The sequence below is a fragment of the Pseudoalteromonas sp. genome (assembly GCF_041613455.1).
In the GTDB taxonomy this organism is placed as follows: Bacteria; Pseudomonadota; Gammaproteobacteria; order Enterobacterales; family Alteromonadaceae; genus Pseudoalteromonas.
In genome coordinates this window covers 1-4,955 of the sequence record NZ_JBFJHD010000218.1, presented here as the reverse complement: position 1 = coordinate 4,955, position 4,955 = coordinate 1, and the positions used below count along the sequence as shown (strand labels likewise).

The 4,955-nt window shown below is 40.4% G+C and carries 2 protein-coding genes; both read right to left on the bottom strand.

Annotated elements, in window-relative coordinates:
* Positions 1-139: 139 nt before the first annotated feature.
* Positions 140-2,734, bottom strand: a complete 2,595-nt coding sequence (locus tag ABYB02_RS14575) for a TonB-dependent receptor plug domain-containing protein (RefSeq protein WP_372763135.1) — start codon at positions 2,732-2,734, stop codon at positions 140-142.
* A 450-nt stretch (positions 2,735-3,184) separates the two neighbouring features.
* A partial coding sequence (locus tag ABYB02_RS14570; RefSeq protein ID WP_372763134.1) for a DNA polymerase II occupies positions 3,185-4,955 on the bottom strand: 1,771 nt, incomplete at its 5' end.

The following is a 4,955-nucleotide window of genomic DNA, read 5'->3' as shown; positions in this document are numbered from 1 at the left end:
GGGGTATCCCAGCTCTGTTTCTGCATCGCCAAAGCTTGATAACCTGTTTGTTGAATCCCAGTAATGATCCCAGTGCATTATTTTTCTCCAAAAAAAAGAGCGGCTATAAGCCACTCTTTTATTTACTTTATAAATAAACTTAGAAAGATTGTTTAAAGTTTAAGTACATTGTACGTCCGAAGCCTGAGTATAAGTCAAAGTTATAATCACGACCACCTGATGCAAACAATGGTGGTTGCTTGCCGAATGCATTTTGTGCACCAAAGCTCACTTTACCATTCCAAGGAGTATTATACGCAACTTGTAAGTCATGGGTTACCCAAGAAGGGATATGACCTTCACAAGCACCATCAGCTGTAATGTCTTCACACTGGCTATCAATTAAGCTTAGGTTCCAAGTAAAGTCAAAATCAGCAAACGAATATACGTTTGAAAGGTTTACACGCATTTGTGGTACACCAGGGTCATTCACAAAGTTACGACCGCCATCAGTGCTGTAATCTATAATGTGTGAAACATTTAAATTAGTTCTAAGCGAGCCTGCATCACCGAAATCAAATAATGAATTAGCTTTGAAATCGATACCTGAAGTTTCTAAGCTACCGTCGTTACCAAAACCACGTACTAATTGTGTAATTGCGCCATTTGGAGAACGAGTTACAGTGAACGCGTCAGGCACTGAGTCACCACGAAGACGTGCATCAATGATGGCTTGCGCACCGAAAGCACGAATTCTGTTAGTGATTTCAATGTTGTAGTAATCTATTTCGAAAGAAATCGCATCCGTTGCTTGGTATACAGCACCTAGTGAGTACTGGTCTGATTGCTCAGATTGTAAACCAGGGTTTGCAATTACTAGCGCATTGATTTGTGAAGAACAATCTGCAGCCTCACCTATCGCTAAACAAGTTGCTTCATCCGATACAGAATCAGCAGACTCAGCAGGTTGCTGCGTTAAATCTGGTAATGACGGTGCACGGAAGCCTTTACCCCATGATGCACGAAGAACTAAATCATCAATTGGGTTGTAGCGTGCCGATACTTTTGGTGAGAAATCTGAACCATAATCAGAGTAATCATCGTAACGACCTGCAAAGTTAAGTTCGAACTGTTCAGAAACTGGCACTAACGCTTCAAAGAATAAACCACGAACTGAACGGCTACCGCCAGCACTGCTACCTGAAGAACCACCTACTTGGCCTGCTTCTGATAGTGAATCGTATTTATCAGCATAATCTTCAGTACGGTATTCAAAACCAACAAACGCTTGGATTGCGCCTGCATCTGTTTCCATAACATCAAATGCTGCGTTAGCGTAAAACTCTTCTTGGTTAAATTTACCAGTACGTGACGTTGTTACTGTCATCGCACCTCTAACTTCTTTTGACGCACCAAATGGGTCGTTAAGCATGTAAGTGCCGTCATTAATGTATTGACGTGCAATGCTACGTAAGATGTAACCACTACCAACGTTGTGGCTTTCATTGATTGTCTTACGAGCACCCGCTTCTACCGAAACATTACCAATAAAGCCAGATGTACCAAAGCTAAGATCTTTAAGTTCTGAAGAAAGGTTGTTATCACGGTTACCTAGTGCAGCAAAACGGTGCCAAAAATCTAAGCCTTGTTGCTCCATCTCTAAAGATGGGTCATAAATTGGGCTATTTGGATTAGTTGGGTTGTTCGGGCTATCTTCACCAACAAAAACTGTAGACATTGAACTATCAAAAGCAGTTGTGTCTAAACCAGGCGCATAACGACCAAATGATTTAGTTTGCGCAATGTTGATGTTAGTGTAAATGCTCCAGTTATCATTAATTTCATATGTAGCTTTAACGAACGCAGAGCGGTTTTTAATTGACGCTTCATCAGCAGAAACAGCTGCGAAATTAAAACCACAACGAGCTCCAATACGATAAAAGTTCTCGTTGCCTACACCTTCACATGTTGCTTCAGGAGAGAAGAAATCAAAATTGCTTGATCTGTTACCTTCTTCATCAGTAGAGAATGTTGTAAAGTTGTTTGAATAAACAGAACCACCTGGGCTGTACCAAGGGAAGTCGCGAGCGTAAACGATGTCTCGACCACTCCACGATGCACCCGCTAGTACAGAAGCGTTATCTGAAGAAGCACCAAATAATACAGAACCATTTTCACGGTCACCGCCGTCGTGCTCTATGCGACCTGAACCTAAAGTTACTTCTGCACCATTAAAATCTTTACGTAAAATTACGTTAATTACACCACCGATTGCATCTGAACCGTATAGAGCTGATGCACCATCAGTTAAAATCTCAACACGCTCAACAGCGGCCATTGGGATAAAGTTTAAATCTTGACTTGAACCTGTAAGCGTTGATTTAGGTAAACGACGACCATCAACTAACACTAATGAGCGGTCAGAGCCTAAACCACGAAGACTTACTGTCGTTGCACCTTGAGCAGAACTACCAGACTGTGGACGGAACGAACCCAGACTGTTAAAAGTCGTATTACGTAGTAAATCAGCAACAGATGTTTCACCACTTAGCTCAATTGCAGCACGGTCGATAACTGTTACTGGTAAATCACCAGCCATATCAACACGTTTGATACGTGAACCGGTTACTTCAATTTTTTCAACTACATCTGCGCCTTCTTCAGCAGCGATTGAGCTTGCTGAAAATACAGCTGTTGAAGCTGCACCAAAAGCAATCGCTAAGCGAACAGCTTTTGAAACTTGATTATTTAACATTTGATTCTCCCAAGAATACTATTTTATTTTTTTATATTTTACTTCACACTAAATGTTAAATAAACTTTAACAAGTAGCGATAACGAAGCTAATACTAATACCTCGAGAGCCCAAAGGTCAACAAATAATTAACCTTAAACATCTTTTGTAACAACCCGTTGACTTGATTGCATGTGTTATGTGAGAAAAATGGCAACAGCCGTAAGAACTCTACTAAATACGCAATGGCTAAATTTACAAAAAAACAAAAAAATATTGCAAGCCATTGTTTTTAAAGTAAACACCAATTCAACCCAGCTAAATAGCAAGCCTCTTAATATCAGCAAACAACAACGCGCACATTGTTACAATACTGTTTAATTTTGAATGGATTGTGGTTTTTAGTAGCTAATGAGGGGGGCCCGCATAGGAAAATATTTTTATTTTAAAAATCATTTCAATTATTAAATGTTAAAATAAACGTGCTTGCGCGGTGGTCGGTAAGGCATTTAAAGCGGTTAAAATCATCTCCGCAACAGGTTCTAACTGTCTTTGGATATAAAGAGGATAGTTAAGCTTGTTGTTTTCATTATAAATTTCTGCACCATTAAGTGCATATACGTACTCTATGACTTGTCCGCGCTTTACCTCAAAATCGGGGTTACTCGCTTTAAACTTTTTCACCGCTTGTACATGTGGCGGAATGTTTTTTACATAATCATTTAAATTTTGCCCTAAACGTTTGCGATAAACCAATTTGCGGTCAAATTTCCCAGCATATAAATCGTCTGTATAGCGCTTAATAATATTATTTAACTCCGATATGTTAAATTTCTCGTCAAAGAGTGCGTTAAATAGCTCGGTTTGAAACTGTTGCGCAAACTCGGTCCAATCGCTGCGCACTGTTTCCATTCCCTTAAAAACCAGTTGCTTAGCGCCATGTTTTAGTACTTGGCCTACATAACGTTTTTTTGATCCGGTTTTTTTGCCACGAATCGTGGGCATAAAGAAAGGACTATAATGCGTTTCAAACTCTATTTCTAAATAACTTGTTAACGAAAATCGTTGTTGAACCTCATCCGACCATGCCTTGTTAATAAATTGCATCAGTTCGTTGCCGATTTTATTACAATCAGCGGCGGATAGATTGTCATTTACGCGTACAAAAATTGAATCTGTGTCGCCATAAATAACTTCATAACCGAGCGTTTCTAGCCATTTTCGCGTGGTTTGCATGATTTCATGGCCGCGAAGAGTGATAGAACTTGATAATCTGGGGTCATAAAATCGACAACCTTTTGAGCCAAGCACCCCATATAAGCTATTCATAATGATTTTAATTGCTTGAGAAAGCATGGCTTGATTCGTGTCTTTTGCTTTTTGGCGAGTGTCGGTTAAGTAGCTAATTAACTTAGGTAAGTGGTGCTGCTGGCGGGAAAATAACGCCTGATTAAACCCTGCGATGGCATCTTCAGGCTGCTTGAGGCCTTCAATAAGCCCGAGGGGATCAATACAAAAGGTGCGCATAATAGAGGGATATAAGCTTTTAAAATCCAGCACCAATATATTTTTATACAGCCCCGGCGTTGACTCCATAACATAGCCACCTGGGCTTTCAAATGATAATCCATGATCGCCCAGATTAGGGGCAACATAGCCACTACGATGTAATAGCGGTAAATATAAATTAGTAAACGCCGCCACTGAGCCGCCCATGCGCTCCAGCTCGAGCCCGGTTAATTGCGTTCTAACGATGGCAAAGTCAAACAGTTTTAATTTTGCAAAAATACCTAACACTAATAAGCAATCTTGGCGGTTATACGCAGCAAGACTTAATTTATCATGGTTAAACTGGCGTACAATTTCGCTTAAGCGGTTATCCGCTTGAATTAATTTAGACTCGCCGAGAACTTTATGCGCAATATTCGCCAATGAATAGTTATCGAAATGGTAGGTGGCATTTTTTAAGGTATCAATACCATCTAGGACGCTGCGACCCGGTAGGCTTAAGCGGGTAAAATGGCCTACATTTATGCTTAACGCTTGCTGCTCACGGCCAAAGTTAAGCGTTAAGCCTAATGCCTCGGCGCGCGAGTTTAGTACCGTAAAATCAAATTCAATAACATTCCAGCCCACTATCACATCGGGGTCGTTACTATTAATATAGTGTTGCAGCTTTTGTAATAACGCTATTTCATCAACGCACCAATCAATATTTATGTCTGTGTGTTGTGTGTGTGGC